Below are 16,555 nucleotides of genomic sequence, written 5' to 3' on the forward strand. Positions count from 1 at the left end.
GTCCGTCTTCCAGGGCTATCGGGAGACGGCCGGCCACTTCGTCCTGCTCAGCCGGGATCCCAACATCATGTGCCTCGGTGTCCTGCCCAAGCGGGAGGGCGCATGAGGCCGAGGACCTCGACCGGCTGCGGGCCATCCTGAGCCAGCACACCACTCGCGTGTGACGCACGCGAAAGGCGCCCAGCGCCGGCAAGTCGATCCGGCCGCGTCCGCTGCCGCATGGCTTTCCACTGCGCCGTTCACCCCCGGGAGGGAAACTCACGCTCCGTCGGTGACACCCGCAACGTCCAGCGCCCGGCAGGCCAGCCACAACTCATAACGCGCACTGGGCGTTTGGAGCAGTGAGCGCTGAAGTACCGCTTCGAGCCGGGTGAGGCGCTTGCGGGTGCCCGGCACGGAGATTCCCAACGCCTCTGCGGTCGGGGCCAGTTGCGCCTCGCGCGTCAGCCAGGCACGGACTGTCGCCTCGGCCGCCCCGCCGTTCCGGCGGAGCGGCTCAAGTTGCTGGGCCGCCCACTCCCGAACGTCGGGGCGGCGCAGGATCTCGTCCAGGGAGCGGGCCCCCTTCACGGGCTCGGCGGGACGGGGTGCACGGGCGGGTGTCGCGCGGATCCGCAGCGCCAGGTCGAGTGCGGCCTGGTCGGCGAGCCGGTTGAGATCGCGTCCGAGCAGCTCGCCGATCAACCGCAGCCGTGCGGACAGGGTGTTGCGGTGGATCTTCAGATGCCTGGTCGCATGGGACGAGAACGCGAGCCAGGAACCCAGTGTCGCCGCCAGTTCCTGACTGCCGGGGTCCTGGCTGCGCCGGGGCAGATAGGTGAGGAGCGGCGCCAGCAGGGCGTCGGCCCACCGCGCGCCCTCGGCGCCGACGAGCAGTGCCGGTTCCGGTGCCGACCCGAACCGGGCGTGGCGGACCGGCAGTCCGCGGGCGACCGCCAGGGCATGGAATGCCTGCCGGTATCCGGTCGCCGTGTCGCTGAGCGGAACCTCCTCGCTCACACCGACCACGCAGTCGTCGACCACGACGGCGACTTCGCGGCCGACTCGCGGCTCGGTCCCGTCCGGGCCGGCGGGCACGACGAGGATCAAGTGGCGTGCGTACACCGGACACCGCACGATCCAGGACCGTCCGCCGGAGAGATCGGTGCAGACCTTCGCCACCTCGTCCCGCCTTCCGCCCGGGCACTCCACCACGCACACCTGGACGGGGTCCGGCAGCCTGGGTTTCAGGGCACCCGCGACCTGGTGGGCGATGGAGAGCTGGCCGGTCATCAGCAGATGCAGCACCGCCTCCCGGCCGCGGGACTCCGCGAGGTCGACGCGGCGGCGTTTGCGTTCGACCGATTCGGCCGCCCAGCACATGGCCAGTGGCATCACCGCGTCGGCGAGGAGCGCGGCCAGCCCGTCCGGCAGAGGACGGCACGTGACGACGGCGAGGATCGGGACGCGGACGTCACGAGCGTCGGGCGGGCCGTCGAGAGGGAGCAGCAGAGCGGTGTCCGGGCCACGGTCGAGGGTGAAGGAGCGTGCGCCGAGGGCTGTCAGTTCCCTTGCCCCGTCGGAGGCGAGCGCGACGGCCGCGGCGCTCCTACGGTCCGGGGTTCGTGCCACGGCGTGCAGGACGGTTCCGTCGTCGTGAAGCAGTCCGGCCCAGCCGTCGGCGCGTCCCGACAGCCAGTGCAGCAGTTCCTGCACGCCACCGACGCGGGCCAGGTGGTGCATCCGCAGTACGTCGTCGGCCCGTTCCCGTGCTCGCACAGGCCCTCCGCTCCGTATTTGTGCCCGTCTGTCCCTGCCCCCATCCCCTGCCGTGGAGAAATCCGGAGTGCAGAGTACCGGTTTGACTGTGCGGACTGATACCCCCGCGGTGCCCACACCGTGCGAATTGAATCTTCCTGTCGGGCACCCGCCGACCTACAGTCCGAACGTGTTCCGCGGACGGCGTGGATGTCGGGGGGATGTCGGGTGCCGTCCGTGGACACAGGGGCGCCGGGGGACGGCGGGGTGAACGACGGCAGCGACCTACGGGGGTGGTCGCTGTCGTCGGTCGCGCAGCGCCGGTCCGCGGTCGGTTGTCAGTGCCGCCCTCTAGCGTCGGACCCCGTCAGGTCCGACGGAGAGAGGCCCCGCCATGGAGTTCCGTATCGATCGCACCGCACTGTCCGATGCCGTTGCCTGGGCGGCCCGGGTGCTGCCCACCCGGTCGCCCGTACCCGTGCTCGGCGGGCTGCTCCTGGAGGCCGACGGCGGGCTGTTGCGGATCTCCGGCCTGGATTACGAGGCGTCCGCCTGTATCGAGGTGGAGGCGGAGACCGTACGGGCCGGTAAGGTCCTGGTCCTGGGGCGACGGCTGCTCGATGTGTGCCGGGTTCTGCCCGAGAGTCCGGTGGAATGCGCGGTGGAGGGGTCCCGGTTCTCGGTGACCGGCGGAGGCGCCCGGTTCGGGCTGTCCGTGCTACCGCTCGACGACTATCCGGAGCTGCCGCCCCTGCCCGAGGTGCTGGGAGCGGTGGACTCCGAGGAGTTCGCCGCGGCCGTCGCCCATGTGACCGTGGCCGCGGGCCGGGACGACACGCTGCCGACGCTCACCGGGATCCGGCTGGGGCTCGACGGCGACACGATGACGCTGGCCGCCACGGACCGGTACCGCTTCGCGGTGCGCACGCTCGGATGGAAGCCTCAGGCGGCGGACGTCACGGCCGATGTGGTGGTGTCGGCCCGGCGGCTGACCGAGATCGCCCGCTCCTTCGGCCGCCCCGGCACGGTCCGCGTCGCACTGGACGCCGGATCGGCCGGCTTCGAACTCGCCGGGACGCGCACCACGGTCCGCCTCCTGGACGGCCGACTCCCCCGCCACGACAAGCTGTTCACGATGGCGGACCCGACGACTGCGGTCACGGACCGGGCGCCCCTGGTCGAGGCCGTCAAGCGCGTCGCGGTGGTCGCGGACGGCGACAGCCCGCTCCACCTGGCGTTCTCCGACGGCTCGGTGCTGCTTCAGGCGGGGTACGAGGACGATGTCGCCTCCCAGCGGCTGCCCGCGGTCCTGGAGGGCACCGACGAGCTGACGGTCGCCTTCAACCCCTCGTACCTGCTGGACGCCCTGGCCTCGTTCGACGCGCCGGTCGTCCAGTTCCGCATGATGGGTCCCGGCCAGCGCGCCCTGATCACCGGCAGGACGCCCGGGGACGAAACCGAGGGCGCCCCCACGCACCGGCATCTCCTGATGTCCGTGAAGCCGCTGGTCTGACGGCCTCCCCCGCGGCAGGGAGCGGATCAGCGAGTACGCCTGCACCTACGGCCGACCGCCCGCCGACTCGCCGGCCTCCGGCTTCCTGGGCCATCTGAGCTGCGGCAACGGCCAGGACGTCGTCCGTACCCACGGTCATCCGCCGTGCGCGACGCCGCATGGGCCGCGGATCTGCGGTGAGAACCGAACACGCGGAGGGGCCGGGACGCAGGCGTCCCGGCCCCTCCGCGTCGTCCCGTCCTACAGGAACGACTTGATCTCGATGGTCTCGGTCCGGCCGGGGCCGACGCCGATCGCGGAGATCGGGGCGCCGGACATGTCCTCCAGCGCCTTCACGTACGCCTGCGCGTTCTTCGGCAGATCGGCGAAGGTCTTGGCCTTCGTGATGTCCTCGGACCAGCCCGGCAGCATCTCGTAGACCGGCTTCGCGTGGTGGAAGTCGGTCTGGCTGTACGGGAGCTCCTCGACGCGCGTGCCGTCGATCTCGTACGCGACACACACCGGGATCTGCTCCCAGCCGGTCAGCACGTCCAGCTTGGTGAGGAAGAAGTCGGTGAGACCGTTGACCCGGGTCGCGTACCGCGCGATCACCGCGTCGAACCAGCCGCAGCGGCGGTCGCGGCCGGTGGTGACACCGCGCTCGCCACCGATCCGGCGCAGCGCCTCACCGTCCTCGTCGAGCAGTTCGGTCGGGAACGGACCGGCGCCGACGCGCGTGGTGTAGGCCTTGAGGATGCCGATGACCCGGCTGATCTTCGTCGGGCCCACGCCGGAACCGGTGCAGGCGCCGCCCGCGGTCGGGTTCGACGAGGTGACGAAGGGGTATGTGCCGTGGTCGACGTCGAGCAGCGTGCCCTGACCGCCCTCGAAGAGGACGACCTTGCCTGCGTCGATGGCGTCGTTGAGGATCAGCGTCGTGTCCGCGACGTACGGCCTGATCTGCTCCGCGTACTGGAGCATCTCCTCGACGATCTTGCCGGACTCGATGGCGCGGCGGTTGAAGACCTTGGCGAGGAGCTGGTTCTTCTGCTCCAGGGCCGCCTCGACCTTCTGCTCCAGGATCGACTCGTCGTACAGGTCCTGGACGCGGATGCCCACACGATTGATCTTGTCGGCGTACGTCGGGCCGATACCGCGGCCGGTCGTGCCGATCTTCCGCTTCCCGAGGAACCGTTCCGTCACCTTGTCGACGGTGACGTTGTACGGAGTGATCAAATGGGCGTTGCCGCTGATCAGCAGCTTGGACGTGTCCACGCCGCGCTCGTTGAGCCCACTCAGCTCGGAGAGCAGGACCGCCGGGTCGACGACGACACCGTTACCGATGACCGGGGTACACCCCGGCGAAAGGATTCCGGAGGGGAGGAGATGAAGTGCGTACTTCTGGTCGCCGACGACCACCGTGTGACCGGCATTGTTGCCGCCTTGGTAACGCACCACATAGTCCACGGATCCACCGAGGAGGTCGGTGGCCTTTCCCTTGCCCTCGTCACCCCACTGAGCACCGAGCAGCACAAGTGCGGGCACAGGCGTACACCCCTTCCGGGCGGGGCATGTCCAAGGTCAGGGGGCGTACGTAAACGCCGTACATGCCGTACGACGATGTACGACGAAGCCTGAACCGTCGAACCGGGTGCCCCGGAATAGACGAAGCCCCTGGCGCAATAGCGCAAGGGGCTCTTGCACCAAGATGCTACCCGAGGAAGGACCGAGGTGTCGGCTGCCCAGCCCCCCGGCAACGGTACGCACCAACTGCTGGTGGTCATCGACCCGGTCGCCCGCCGGTCCGACGGCGAGTCCGTCCGGATCGCGAAGGACGTGCTGAGCGCCGGTTCGCACGCCAAGATCTGCCTCCCGGACAGTCCGGAGGAGTTCGCTCGGGCCTTGTCCCGCCGGGGCAGCAGGCGGCCGGTGGTCGTCGGCGACGACCGGTCGCTGCTGCGCGCCGTGACCCTCCTGCACCGGGAGCGGGAGCTCGCCGGTGCAGCGCTCTCGCTGGTCCCGGTGGGTGCCGCGGCCGCGCTGGAACTCGCGCATTCGCTCGGCGTGCCCCTGGGCGCGGTGGCCGCGGCGCGCGCGGCACTGGACGGGGCGGTGCGCCGGCTCGACCTGCTGGTCGACGACAGCGACGGCGTCGTCCTGGACACCGTGCGCATCCCCGCCCTGGCCGCGGTGCCCGGCACGGCGACGGCGCACACGGGTGTCACGGCGGTCTGGGACACCTGCCGCTCCCTCGTGCGGACCCTGGTCCGCCCCGCGCCGTCGCCGGCCCCGCCCGTCCCGCCCCGCACCCATCGGCTGCGGGTCGAGGCGGACGGGGTGCTGCTGAACGATCTGAACCGCCCGGTCGAATCGGTGACGGTGAGCGCGCAGGGCGGCGGCGGGGGCCTGGCGGACGTGGTGGTCCGGACGACGACCGGCGAAGCGGTGGCCGTGGAGGCGAAGGCGGTCACGGTCTCCGGAGCGGACTTCCGCTACCGGGCGGACATACAGGTCGGCGGCCCGGTCCGGACGAGGACGTGGACGGTGCGGGCGGGTGCGTGGGGGCTGATGCTGCCGGTGGCGGTGGCGAGCGGATGATCCCCACGCGGGGGGCGCGGACGTGAGAGGTCGGCGGACGCGTCGCACCTGCCGCGACTGCGCGCCCGGCCCCTGACACACCGAGCGAGGGCGCGGAAAGAGGCGCACGCTGGTAGCAGGTCCTGGAGGTGATCGCCATGATGAAGACCGCTGTCGGATGGCACATCGAGCTGGAATTCGAGGAAGACAACCACCGCACCCGTGCCGCCGCCCTCGTACGGCTCCCCGACGGGAACGAGGTTCGCGCGCACGGATACGCCAGCCGCCACCCCTCCGACACCCAGCAGCCGAGGGTCGGCGAGGAGATCGCGGGTGCCAGAGCACTGAACGAACTCGCTATGAACCTGCTGACCAAGGCGCACGACGAGATCGACCAGGCGTCCGGCCGGATGTCGCACCCGCTGACCTGAACCGTTCCGAACCCGGGCCCAGGACCCAGCGCCCCGGGCCCCTTGCCTGAGGGCCGTCCTGTCATCCCCGGCGGGCGCACGACGACAGCTGCGGTACCTCGCCGCGTTGTCGGAGCACCCGCATACGCCCGTACGAGGATCCTGCTTCGCGTTGTGGTGCACCGCGTCCGACGCCGCGCGCCGATCCACCGGTGATGACGGGGCAGCCCTCAGCTCCTCCGCTCCGGGAGGTCGAACTTCTTCTTCCGGTGGTCGCGCCAGCGGTCCATCATGCCGACCAGCTCCGTCTGCAGGAACTCGAAGAACTCCGCAGTCTCCGCGAGCCGCGCACCGGCGGGCGTGTCCGGGCCAAGGGTCCGTGCGCCCTCCTTGAGGGTTCGCTCCCAGCGGGTCAGGACCCGGTCGCGGCTGGCGAAGGTGGCGTACCAGATCTCGTTGTGCAGGCGGTAGCGGTCCCTGCGCGAGCCCGGGTCGCGTTCGCGGCCGACCATGCTGACCTGCGTGAGGTAGTTGATCGCGCCGGAGACCGCGGCCGGGCTGATCCGAAGCTGCTCGCTGAGCTCCGCCGACGTCATGGAACCGTCGTCGTCCGCGAGCAGCGCCGCGAAGACGCGGGACGCCATCCGCTGCATGCCCGCCTCGGTCATCTCGGCCGCGAAACGCTCCACGAACCGCGACACGGCCTCCTCGTCGCGCGCGTGCTCGGGCTCCGGCTCGCGCTCACGCCCGTCCACGCCGGTTTCGCTGCTCATCGCCCCATCGTCTCCCCTGAATTTCCTGCGGGTTCTCCGCCCCCGGCCCACACCCCGACTTTATACAGTTCCTTACCTTCACAAGTTTGTGAATGTCGCGTACGTTCAGAAACATGACGAAGGCAATCACCGTGGCCGGACTGCACAAGTCGTTCGGGCGGACACACGCGCTGGACGGCCTCGACCTCGCGGTCGAGACCGGTGAGGTTCACGGCTTCCTCGGGCCCAACGGTTCCGGGAAGTCCACCACCATCCGGGTCCTGCTGGGCCTGCTGCGGGCCGATTCCGGCGCCGCCCAGCTGCTCGGCCGGGACCCGTGGAAGGACGCGGTCGAACTGCACCGGCGGGTGGCGTACGTCCCCGGTGACGTCACCCTGTGGCGCAACCTCTCCGGCGGCGAGGTGATCGACCTGTACGGACGGCTGCGCGGAGGCCTCGACCCGGCCCGCCGGGCCGACCTCATCGACCGGTACGAACTCGACCCCACCAAGAAGGGGCGAACGTACTCCAAGGGCAACCGGCAGAAGGTCGCCCTCGTCGCCGCGTTCGCCTCCGACGTGGATCTGCTGATCCTCGACGAGCCGACCAGCGGGCTCGATCCTCTGATGGAGGAGGTCTTCCAGAGCTGCGTCACCGAGGAGCGCGAGCGCGGGCGGACGATCCTGCTCTCCAGCCACATCCTCAGCGAGGTCGAGTCGCTCTGCGACCGGGTGAGCATCATCCGGCAGGGACGCACGGTCGAGACCGGTTCCCTGGCGGACATGCGGCACCTGACCCGTACGAGCATCACCGCCGAACTGGCCGGCGCGCCCAACGGGCTCGCGCACCTGCCCGGTGTGCACGACATCGACATCCAGGGCATGCGGGTCACGCTCCAGGTCGACACGGACAAGCTCGACGCCGTCCTCGGGGCGCTCACCGCGTCCGGCGTACGGTCGCTGACCAGCACCCCGCCCACGCTGGAGGAACTCTTCCTGCGGCACTACGCGGCGGACACCGGCGAACGCGCGGGGGTGACGGTGTGACGACCGCCGTGACCGTGCCCGCGACCCGCACCGGACGCCCTGCCGGAGGCGGCCGGCTCAGCGGCACCGGAACCCTGATCGGGCTCGCGCTGCGACGCGACCGGATCATGATGCCGATCTGGGTGATCGTGCTCGGCGGGTCGTTCTCCTCCGTCGGGAAGTCCTTCTCCTCGCTGTACGACACCCCGGCGCAGCGCGCCGAACTCGCCGCCTCGATGAACACCAACCGTTCGCTGCGCGCGGTGTACGGACCCGTCTTCAACGACTCCGTCGGCGGGCTCGTCACCTGGCGCATGGTCGGCTTCGGCGCCGCGATGGCAGCCGTGATGAGCCTGATCATCGTCATCCGGCACACTCGCGAGGAGGAGGAGACCGGCCGCCAGGAAATGCTCTCCTCCGCCATGGTGGGGCGCCGCGCCCCACTGACCTCCGCCCTCCTCGCCGCACTGATCGCCGACGCCGCGCTCGCCCTGGCGATCGTCGCCGGGATGGCCGGGTCCGGAGCGGGTGGCGCCGGGGCCGTGGCGCTCGCGCTGACAGTCGCCGGAATCGGGGCGCTGTTCGCCTGCACCGCGGCGATCGCCGCCCAGCTCACGGAGAGCGCGCGGCTCGCAAAGGGGCTGACGGCGGCGGTGATCGGCGCCGCCTTCGTCCTGAAGGCGGCGGGCGACTCCTCGACGGACGACGCCTCGTCCGTACTGAACTGGCTCTCGCCGATCGGCTGGGCGGAGAACGTCCGGGCGTACGACACCGAACGGTGGTGGGTGCTGCTGGTGATCGCAGCGGCGGTGCTGCTCCAGGGCGGTATCGCATACGCCCTGGCCGGGCGGCGCGATGTCGGCATGAGTTTCCTGCCGACGCGTCCCGGCCCCGCGACAGGGCGGATCTCCACGGCGTTCGGGCTGGCGCTGCGGCTGCAGCGCGGTGCGCTGATCGGGTGGACGCTGTCGTTCGCCGCGGCCGGCGCCGTCTTCGGCGGGCTCACCGGCGGGGCGGCCGATCTCGTCGGCACCAACGAGAAGACGAAGGAGATCTTCGAACGGATGGGCGGACAGGCCGGTCTGACCGACGCGTTCCTCGCCGCGATGGTCGGGATGCTCGGGATGGTGGCCGCGCTGTACATCGTCGCGTCGGTGCTGCGACTGCACGGCGAGGAAACCGCGGGGCGCGCCGAACCCGTGCTGGCGGGCGGCGTGAGCCGGACCCGCTGGGCGGCCGGACACCTGGTCATCGCCTTCGGCGGCGCGGCACTGATCATGGCGGTCGGCGGCCTCGGCCTGGCCGCCGGCTACGGCCACGGGCTCCCGGCCGTACTGGGCGCGTCGCTGGCGCAACTGCCCGCCGTCTGGCTGCTCGGAGGACTCGCCGTCCTGCTGTACGGCGCGCTCCCGAAGGCAGCGGTGGCCTCGTGGGGAGTCGTCGGGATCTGCCTGGCACTGGGGTGGATCGGGCCTGCGGTGAACATGCCGCAGCCGGTGATGAACCTGTCACCGTTCAGCCACCTGCCGAAGCTGCCGGGCACGGAGATGCAGTGGCCGCCGGCGCTGTGGCTCACGGCGGGCGCGGTGGTCCTGGTGGCCGCGGGTCTGGGAGCACTCCGGAGGCGGGACGTGCGGGGGTGACCGGGTGGCCGTTCCTGTCCTCGATCGCCGGACGGACTCGGTGTTCTCAAGCCCGTCCGGCGGTCCCCCATAGCCCTGAGAGCCTGTCGGGTGACCTCTGATCGGGCGGACGTCACCCGACAGGCTCTGAGCCATGGGGAAGATCGAGGACACCGCCCCGGCCCGCAGCCGCTCCGCGGACCGGGGTGTTGAGAGGAACGCTTCCGGTCACAGCTCCACGCGCAGCTCCTTCAGGCCCCTGATCACGTAGCCAGGGTTCCACTCCGGCTCGGCCGCCAGCCGCATCCGGGGCGCCCGGCGCAGCAACTCGCCGAAGGAGGCAGCCAGTTCGACCCGGGCGAGTGGCGCGCCCAGGCAGAAGTGGATGCCCGCACCGAAGGTGATGTGCGGGTTCTCCTGCCGGGACAGGTTCAGTGTGTCCGGGTCCGCGAAGCGCGCCGGGTCGCGGTTGGCGGAACCGAAGAGCAGGGCCACCTCGGAGCCGCGCGGAATGACCGTGCCGTCGATCTCGATGTCGTCGAGGACCCAGCGCTCGAACATCTGCAGCGGAGTGTCGTACCGCATCAACTCCTCCACGGCCGTGGGCAGCAGCCCGTGGTCGGCGCGGAGGACCGCCAGCTGCTCGGGGTGACGCAGCAGCGTCCACCAGCCGTTCACGGTGGTGTTGACCGTCGCCTCGTGGCCCGCGTTCAGGAGCAGCACACACGTGGAGACCATCTCCTGCTCGCTGAGCCGCTCCCCTTCGTCGTGCGCGGCGATGAGCGCGGAGATCAGATCCGTACCGGGGTTCGTGCGGCGCTCGGCGATCAGCTCCCGCAGGTACGCGGAGAACTCCACCGAGGCGCGGACGGCGGCGCTCGCGGTCTCCTCGGACGGGTTCAGTTCGAACATCCCGCAGATCGCCGCCGACCAGGGCCGCAGCGGCTCGCGGTCGGACTCGGGGATGCCGAGCATCTCGGCGATGACGGCGACGGGCAGCGGTTCGGCGACCGCTGCGAGCAGGTCGCCGCCACCCGTCTCCACAAAGCTGTCGACCAGCTCGGCGGCGAGCCGCCGCACCGTCGGGACGAGCTGCTCGACCGTGCGCGGGGTGAACGCCTTCGAGACCAGGCGCCGGATCCGGGTGTGGTCGGGGGCCTCCAGGTCGAGGATCCCCTGCCCGTTGAGAGTGGTGAAGGCCTCGTGCGCGGCGGGCGGCGGCGTACGGCCGAACTCCTCGTGCGTGAAGCGGTGCAGATACGTCCGGCCCAGACGCCGGTCCCGCAGCAGCGCGGACACATCGGCGTAGTGCGGAACGAGCCACTGGTTCGTGGGCTCGAACCGGTGCACCCGGCCGGCGGCCCGCAGCGCGGCGTACGCGGGGTAGGGGTCGGCGACGAACGCCGGTGACCAGGGGTCGAACGAAGCGGTGGCGGCGGGCTGCGAAGACGGGTGCATATACCGACGCTAACCGGACCGGTCGGTCGAGTCACGGGCAGCCCCCAGGGGCGGGAAGGTCAGGAGGGGGTGACCAGGCGTGCCTCGTACGCGAACACCGCGGCCTGCGTGCGGTCCCGCAGCCCGAGCTTCACCAGGATCCGGCTCACATGCGTCTTGATGGTGGACTCGGCGACCACCAGATGCGAGGCGATCTCCGCGTTCGACAGCCCCTGGGCGATGAGGACGAGCACCTCCGTCTCGCGCTCCGTCAGATCGCCGATCTGAGCCAGCGCGGGTGGCCGCGGGGCTCCGGCGATCCGCGAGAACTCGGTGATCAGCCGCTTGGTGACGGTCGGCGCCAGAAGCGCTTCCCCGGCCGCCACCACCCGTACGCCATCGGCGAGTTGACGCGCGGAGGCGTCCTTGAGCAGGAACCCGGACGCCCCGGCACGCAGCGCCTGGTACACGTACTCGTCGAGGTCGAACGTGGTCAGCACCAGCACCTTGGCGGCCGCGTCGTCGGCGACGATCTCGCGGGTCGCCTCGATGCCGTTGAGTTCCGGCATCCGGATGTCCATCAGGACCACGTCGGGGCGGAGCGTTGCGGCCTGGGCGATGGCCTGCCGTCCGTCGACCGCCTCGCCGACGACCTCGATGCCCGGCATCGCACCCAGGAGTACCGAGAAGCCCTCGCGGACCATCATCTGGTCGTCGACGATCAGGACACGGATGTCGTTCATGAGGTCTCGCTCTGCGTCGGTTCCTGGGACAGCGGTACGGGGATGAACGCGGTGATCTCGTAACCGCCGTCCGCGGCCGGCTCGGCGGTCATCTCGCCGTTCAGCATCGCGACCCGTTCCCGCATCCCCGTGATCCCGTGCCCGGCGCCCTGCGACGGTTGCACCGGACCGGTCGGCGGACCGTTGACGACCCGCAGCCCGAGCCCGCCCAGCACATAGCCGATCTCGACCTTGGCGGTGGCACCCGGGGCGTGCCGCAGCGTGTTGCTGAGGGCTTCCTGGATGATCCGGTACGCAGACAGCTCGACGCCCTGCGGCAGTTCACGCACCGCGCCGGTGATCGTCTTCTCGGCCACCAGGCCGGCGTCGGCCACGTTGGCGAGCAGTCGGTCGAGTTCGGCGAGGGTGGGCTGCGGTGCGTCCGGCGCCTGGTAGTCCTCGGCCCGTACGACGCCGAGAACCCGGCGCAGTTCGGTGAGGGCGGCGACGGCGTTCTCCCGGATGGTGACGAAGGCCTGCTCCAGCTCGGGGGGCGGGTTCTCCACCCGGTACGGGGCCGCCTCGGCCTGGATCGCGACGACCGACATGTGGTGGGCGACCACGTCGTGCAGCTCACGGGCGATGGTGGTGCGCTCCTCCAGCAGCGTGCGCCGGTCGCGTTCCACGGCGGTGACAGTGCGCTGCACGGTCACCTCACGCTCCGCTTCCCGGCGGGTCTGCACGACGGTCACCACGAGCAGCGCGAACGCGGAGGTCACGGCCATGGGCGCGGTGGTCGTGAAGGAGTGCCAGCCGACGTTCTCCATGACGATGCCGAGCAACACGGTCAGGACCCACACCCAGGCCGCGGTACGGGGCCGGGTCCGGGCGGCGACCACGACGAGCACCACGAGATGGGCGAGGAACATGCTCGGCACCCACGGCCAGCCATCGCCGCCGAAGGTGGCTGCCACCGGAGTGAGCGCCATCGACATCCAGAACGCGCCGACCGGCCTGACCAGGGTCATCACGACGGGTACCGCCGGAAGCAGCCCGGTCATGATGATCTCGATCCCGGACCAGGTCCCGGCGCCGTCCGCCCTGGTGAGGCCGATGAGGACCGTGATCAGCGCGGCCAGCCCGACCAGTGCGTGCGGCGTCCAGGCGGCCCTCGCGCGCATCCGCTCGGGCAGCAGCCGGGTCAGCGACCGGTCGGTCCGCATGGGCGCCAGCGAACGGTAGGCGAACGCATCATGGAAGAGGTCCTGCCGCAGGCCGCCTATCGCCCCTGCGGCCAGCCGGTACTCGGGACTTCTGGTCTTGGTGGTCTCGGTCACGCTCCCACGGTAGGGGGCCCGCCACACGACGTCGTCAGCAGTGATGCGGATCCTGCGGCATCCGTCGCAAGGACTACGCGCCCCACCCGGGCGGACCGGTCACGGCCAGAAGTGCGGTCACCGGACGCCCCCGGCACCCCCTGTCACCACGCCAGCTGGGCAATCTCCTCCGCCACCACCGCACACGCGTCCGCCGCCGGATCGATCAGCGGAAAGTGCCCGACCTCCTCCAGCAGCGTCAGCCCCACCGTCTCCCCGGCCTTCGCCGCCGCGTCGACGAACGCCTCCGCGACCGCCTGCGGCACCGTGCGGTCGGTGCGTCCCTGCACCACCGCCGTGGCGATTCCCGTCGGCAGCAGCACAGCCGGGTCGGCGTACGGGCTCCTGGCCGCGAAGTCCTCTTCCCTTCCGAGCAGTTGACCCACCGCACCGGAACAGACATCCAGCTCCACCGCCGTGGTGAAGTCGGCGATCGGCGCCAGGGCGACAACGCCGCGCAGCGGCGGCGCCGCGGGCAGCCGCCACGGCGACCCTTCCGGGAGTACGTGCCGGGCCGCTGCCCACAACGCCAGGTGACCGCCCGCGGAGTGACCGGTGACGACGATCCGCCGCGCATCGGCCTCCGGCAGTTCACGGGCCAGCAGTGCGGGCAGCGCGTCCATCGCCGCGGCGACATCGTCGAACGTCTCGGGCCAACGGCCCGCGACCGGACCGGACCCGCGCTGCTGCGGGAGTTCGCTGCCGCGCCGGTACTCGACGTTGGCGACGGCGAACCCGCGCCGGGCCAGGAAGTCCGCGAACGGCGACACATGCTGCCGGTCGTACGGCGCCCGCCAGGCACCGCCGTGCAGAAGGACCACGACGGGCGCCCCGGCCCGCCCGTCGCGCGGGGCGTAGAAGTCGATCACCTGGTCGGGATGGCTGCCGTAGACGGCGGAGGCGTCGGGGGCGACAGCCGGATGCGAGAACGCCGACTCGGTCTCGACTGCGTCCCGATCACGCGCGGCGGAATCCGACATGCTGCTCCAACCATCCGACTGAGGTGCCCAACTGGCCTGACCAGCGGGGACGCTATCAGCACAGGACGCCGCGCCCCCACGGGGATTGGCCGTGGGAACGCGGCGGGCCTCACACCTCGCCGAGCGGCCCGCTCAGCACCTCGCCCAGCACCCGCGCGGCCCGCTCCACATCCGCGAACCCCACGTACAGCGGCGTGAACCCGAACCGCAGCACATCCGGCCGCCGCAGATCCCCGACCACGCCCCGGGCGATGAGGGCACGCATCGCCGGCTCGGCGACCGTCGCGTCCACGCACCGCAACGACACCTGGCTGCCGCGCTCCCCGTGCGCCCCCGGGGTGACCGGGACGACCACGCCCTCCGGCACATACGCCCCGACGCACTCCAGGAAGAAGTCCGTCAGCGCCAGCGACTTGGCCCGTACCGCCTCGACCGGCACCCCGTCCCACACGTCCAGCGCCGCTTCGAGCGCCAGCATGGACAGGATGTCGGGGGTCCCGACCCGGCCGCGCACGGAACCGTCCGCCGGAGCGTAGCCCGGCGCCATCGCGAACGGGTCGGCGTGCGAGGTCCACCCCGGCAGCGGCGAGTCGAAGGCCGCCTGGTGCCGCTCGGCGACGTACAGATAGGCGGGCGAACCGGGCCCGCCGTTGAGGTACTTGTACGTGCAGCCGACCGCCAGGTCCACCCCGTGCGCGTCGAGCCCGACCGGCAGCGCGCCCGCGCTGTGGCACAGGTCCCAGACCGCGAGCCCGCCCGCCGCGTGCACGGCGGCGGTGAGACCGGGCAGGTCGTGCAGCCGGCCGGTGCGGAAGTCGACGTGGTTGAGCAGGACGACCGCGGTACGGGGACCGACCGCACCCGGCACGTCCGCCGGGGCGACGGGGACGAGCCGGTGCCCGGTCATCCGGGCGGCGGACTCGGCGATGTAGCCGTCCGTGGGAAACGTCGTCGCGTCGACCAGGATCTCGTCGCGCCCCTCGGGCGCCAGCCTGCTCGCGGCGACGACGGCCTTGAAGACGTTCACACTCGTCGAATCGCCCACCACGATCTGCCCGGTGGCGGCCCCGACCAGCGGGGCGATCCGGTCGCCGATCCGCTCGGGCGCGGTCCACCAGCCGCTCTCGTCCCAGGACCGGATGCGCAGCTCACCCCACTCGCGGGTGAGGACCTCCTGCATCCGGGCGGGTACGTGCCGGGGCAGCGCCCCCAGCGAGTTGCCGTCGAGATAGACGGTGTCGTCGAGGATGAACAGCTTCCGCAGATCGGCGAGTTCGTCGGCGGCGTCGAGTGCCGCGGCCCGCGCGGCGAGGGTCTCAGACATGGCTGCGCGCCGTCCACAGCTCCGGGAACACGTTCTTCGTAGCGCGTTTCTCCAGCCACGCGACCCCGGCGGAGCCGCCGGTGCCGGTCTTCGAGCCCATCGCGCGCCGGGTGGCGACGAGGTGGTCGTTGCGCCAGCGCCACACCAGTTCACCGACGTCGGTGAGCGCCTCGCCGAGCCGGACGAGCTCGTCGTGCCGCTCGGGGTCGGCGTAGATCTCCGCCCAGACGGCCTCGACCTCGGGGGACGGCTCGTACTTCTGCGTCAGGTCCCGGCCGAGCACGGCCTGCGGTACGGCGTGCCCGCGCCGAGCGAGCAGGGCGAGCACCTCGTCGTACAGACCCGGTTCGGCGAGCGCCTTCTCCAGTTCGGCGTGGACGCGGGGTGCGCCCCGGTGCGGTACGAGCATGGACGCGGACTTGTCGCCGAGCAGGAACTCCATCCGCCGGTACATCGCCGACTGGAAGCCCGAGCCCTCGCCGAGTGCGCCTCGGTAGGAGTTGAACTGGGCGGGGGTGAGCTGGGCGAGCGGCGTCCAGGACGCGTTGAGCGCCTCGAGCTCCCGTACCGACCGCTTCAGCGCGTCGCGTGCGACCGACAGCCGGTCCTCGCGCAGGGCGTGCGCCGCGGTCTCCCACTCATGGACGATGACCGTGAACCACAGCTCCATGACCTGGGTGGTGACCAGGAAGACCATCTCGCCCGGATCGTCGGAGCGGAGGTGCTGGAGGTGGGTCAGGACATCCGCCTGGACGTAGTCCTCGTACGGAGTCGTCCCCGCGAAGTCCAGGTGCGGGGTGTCCGCACCGGTGGCTTCGGGGTCGGGGTGGATCGTCGACATCGCTGTCTCCTCGACACGAGCTTCCGGGTAGCGGTCCGCCCCTTCCGTGAGGTGATGGAGCTCCGGTCCCCTGCCCGCATCCTAAGCGGACCCCCGGGAAACGTGCAGGCCCCGCAGACGGCGATACGTCTGCGGGGCCGTGAACAGGGCGTATGCGCCTTAGGTCGACCGGCAATTGGGGGGTGGGTGAAGGAGCGGGGCTGGGGTGCGTGCATCGCAAGGCGGAGGATTGAGCCATGGCGGAGCCCTGGTGATTGACG

Annotated in this window: 14 protein-coding genes; 5 read left to right on the forward strand and 9 right to left on the reverse strand. The window is 71.3% G+C overall.

What is annotated here, in order from left to right; translation table 11 throughout:
- Positions 1-258: 258 nt before the first annotated feature.
- On the reverse strand, positions 259-1,722 hold the full coding sequence (locus AB0I23_RS39655; protein ID WP_359117845.1) for a helix-turn-helix domain-containing protein: 1,464 nt from the start codon (positions 1,720-1,722) through the stop codon (positions 259-261).
- A gap of 409 nt (positions 1,723-2,131) precedes the next feature.
- Between AB0I23_RS39655 and dnaN the strand changes: the two genes are divergently transcribed.
- Positions 2,132-3,250 carry a DNA polymerase III subunit beta gene (gene dnaN / locus AB0I23_RS39660; RefSeq protein ID WP_359117818.1) on the forward strand — a complete coding sequence of 373 codons (1,119 nt, stop codon included), beginning with the start codon at positions 2,132-2,134 and terminating at the stop codon, positions 3,248-3,250.
- A 240-nt stretch (positions 3,251-3,490) separates the two neighbouring features.
- Here the strand turns inward: dnaN and AB0I23_RS39665 are convergent, their stop codons facing one another.
- On the reverse strand, positions 3,491-4,774 hold the full coding sequence (locus AB0I23_RS39665) for an adenylosuccinate synthase (RefSeq protein ID WP_359117820.1): 1,284 nt from the start codon (positions 4,772-4,774) through the stop codon (positions 3,491-3,493).
- A gap of 186 nt (positions 4,775-4,960) precedes the next feature.
- Here AB0I23_RS39665 and AB0I23_RS39670 point away from each other — a divergent pair, with 186 nt between their 5' ends.
- Positions 4,961-5,827 carry a diacylglycerol kinase gene (locus AB0I23_RS39670; protein ID WP_359117822.1) on the forward strand — a complete coding sequence of 289 codons (867 nt, stop codon included), beginning with the start codon at positions 4,961-4,963 and terminating at the stop codon, positions 5,825-5,827.
- A gap of 137 nt (positions 5,828-5,964) precedes the next feature.
- Positions 5,965-6,237 (forward strand): DUF1876 domain-containing protein, encoded by a 273-nt coding sequence (locus tag AB0I23_RS39675; protein ID WP_359117825.1) that lies wholly within the window; start codon positions 5,965-5,967, stop codon positions 6,235-6,237.
- 209 nt (positions 6,238-6,446) lie between these two features.
- Here the strand turns inward: AB0I23_RS39675 and AB0I23_RS39680 are convergent, their stop codons facing one another.
- Positions 6,447-6,989: a GbsR/MarR family transcriptional regulator gene (locus AB0I23_RS39680; RefSeq protein WP_359117827.1), complete on the reverse strand. Its 543-nt coding sequence runs from the start codon at positions 6,987-6,989 to the stop codon at positions 6,447-6,449.
- A gap of 113 nt (positions 6,990-7,102) precedes the next feature.
- Here AB0I23_RS39680 and AB0I23_RS39685 point away from each other — a divergent pair, with 113 nt between their 5' ends.
- Both AB0I23_RS39685 and AB0I23_RS39690 read left to right on the forward strand, forming a co-directional pair.
- Positions 7,103-8,014, forward strand: coding sequence for an ABC transporter ATP-binding protein (locus AB0I23_RS39685; RefSeq protein WP_359117828.1), 912 nt, complete (start codon positions 7,103-7,105; stop codon positions 8,012-8,014).
- Positions 8,011-9,636 carry an ABC transporter permease gene (locus AB0I23_RS39690; protein WP_436847067.1) on the forward strand — a complete coding sequence of 542 codons (1,626 nt, stop codon included), beginning with the start codon at positions 8,011-8,013 and terminating at the stop codon, positions 9,634-9,636. Before AB0I23_RS39685 ends, AB0I23_RS39690 begins: the two co-directional genes overlap by 4 nt.
- Before the next feature lie 207 nt (positions 9,637-9,843).
- On the opposite strand, the gene AB0I23_RS39695 is transcribed toward AB0I23_RS39690, so the two are convergent.
- The 6 genes from AB0I23_RS39695 to AB0I23_RS39720 all read right to left on the reverse strand — a co-directional run bounded on the left by AB0I23_RS39695 (position 9,844) and on the right by AB0I23_RS39720 (position 16,295).
- The gene (locus AB0I23_RS39695; protein ID WP_359117830.1) at positions 9,844-11,073 is read right to left on the reverse strand and encodes a cytochrome P450; all 1,230 of its coding nucleotides are present in this window, start codon (positions 11,071-11,073) and stop codon (positions 9,844-9,846) included.
- A 59-nt stretch (positions 11,074-11,132) separates the two neighbouring features.
- Positions 11,133-11,795, reverse strand: coding sequence for a response regulator transcription factor (locus AB0I23_RS39700; protein ID WP_359117832.1), 663 nt, complete (start codon positions 11,793-11,795; stop codon positions 11,133-11,135).
- Positions 11,792-13,111, reverse strand: a complete 1,320-nt coding sequence (locus tag AB0I23_RS39705; protein WP_359117835.1) for a sensor histidine kinase — start codon at positions 13,109-13,111, stop codon at positions 11,792-11,794. The genes AB0I23_RS39700 and AB0I23_RS39705 overlap by 4 nt, the downstream gene beginning before the upstream one ends.
- A gap of 143 nt (positions 13,112-13,254) precedes the next feature.
- On the reverse strand, positions 13,255-14,130 hold the full coding sequence (locus AB0I23_RS39710; RefSeq protein ID WP_359117837.1) for an alpha/beta hydrolase family protein: 876 nt from the start codon (positions 14,128-14,130) through the stop codon (positions 13,255-13,257).
- 109 nt (positions 14,131-14,239) lie between these two features.
- A complete protein-coding gene (kynU, locus tag AB0I23_RS39715) occupies positions 14,240-15,454 on the reverse strand; it encodes a kynureninase (RefSeq protein ID WP_359117840.1) in 1,215 nt (404 codons plus the stop codon).
- Positions 15,447-16,295 carry a tryptophan 2,3-dioxygenase family protein gene (locus AB0I23_RS39720; protein WP_359117842.1) on the reverse strand — a complete coding sequence of 283 codons (849 nt, stop codon included), beginning with the start codon at positions 16,293-16,295 and terminating at the stop codon, positions 15,447-15,449. Before AB0I23_RS39720 ends, kynU begins: the two co-directional genes overlap by 8 nt.
- Positions 16,296-16,555 lie beyond the last annotated feature (260 nt).

Origin of the sequence: Streptomyces atratus, assembly GCF_040655115.1 — a bacterium.
GTDB classification, from domain to species: Bacteria; Actinomycetota; Actinomycetes; order Streptomycetales; family Streptomycetaceae; genus Streptomyces; species Streptomyces atratus_D.